The organism is Acinetobacter sp. 228 (genome assembly GCF_048147885.1).
On record NZ_JAYWYV010000418.1, the window covers coordinates 1 to 1,183 of the forward strand.

The 1,183-nt window shown below is 40.3% G+C and carries 1 protein-coding gene; it reads right to left on the bottom strand.

Translation table 11 applies throughout. From position 1 onward, the window contains the following. Positions 1-1,183, bottom strand: a 1,183-nt coding sequence (locus VXQ92_RS19510) for an MFS transporter (protein WP_416682906.1), incomplete at both ends; no start/stop codon positions are given.

Genomic DNA, 1,183 nt, shown 5'->3' on the forward strand with positions numbered 1-1,183 from the left:
TGTACTGTTCAGGAAAACGCCATGCGAACGGCAAAGTGCAAAGTATAAGAATTGCACAACACACAAAGATTTCCTGCATAGTGTGAAATGATGTAAATATTGCTTGAGTATTTAACGGCAATGATTGTTGTCTTAGCTGAAGATATAACGCGGCAATAACGACTGCCACTGCTGCAAAAATACGTCGAAATAAATTATTTAGAGCGGCCGCTTGAGTAACTAGATGCTGTTGCTGCTGGCGTAAGCTGTTCAAACCTGCCGTAGTCGATGGCATATAAGAAAGTCCCATTCCTAAGCCATGTAATATCATACAAAACACAATGAACCAGACATTTTGTATAGGTGCCCAAGCAAGCAAAAGAAAAGAAGCCACAGTAATTATTAGTCCAAGAGACATGATTTTTGCAGCACCGTAACGATCTAGATATTTTCCGGCAGGTTGACTACAAATACCGGTAACTACTGCACTGCTCATTAGCGCAAAACCAGTCCAAAGCGGGCTTAACTTTAGAAGGTGCTGTATCCATAGTGGAATGAGCAACATGCCAATAAATAAGCCTACTGTTTGTGCCACACAAATGACTAAGCTGTAGCGGAAACCCTTCGTAGCAAACAAAGCTGGCTCGATTAATGGCATCGACTTATTCTTTTGTAAAAAAATAAATCTTATAAAAAGCAGCACACTTAGAACTAAAAGCACACCATATAGAGGTTGAAGTAAGTCCTGAATTTGATGGATTTGGCTCAGTGTCCCAAGTAATAAAACTATGCTTGAACCGAGAAAAAAGAATCCTGCCCAGTCAAACTCTTGCTTATTGTCCCCTTGCTCTTTAGGTAGAAAAACATAGCCTAAAATTAATGCCAGACAAGCAACAGGTAAATTGATAAAAAATAAGGCTTTCCAATTAAGCCATACCAAAACCAGTGCTCCGAGCATAGGCCCAACTGCTAAGGTTAGCATGATCATGGCACCCCATAATCCTGTTGTACTTCCCCGTTGTTCACTTGGCGTAACTGAAAAAATTAGTCCAAGAGATAATGGAATCATTAATCCGCTACAAAAGCCTTGCAGAGCTCTAGCAATCAACACCGATTCAAACTGATTAAATAAACCACCTGCTGTAGAAGCCAAAGCAAACCCCCATAAGGCAATTAAATAAATTGACCGCTTACCAAAACGCTG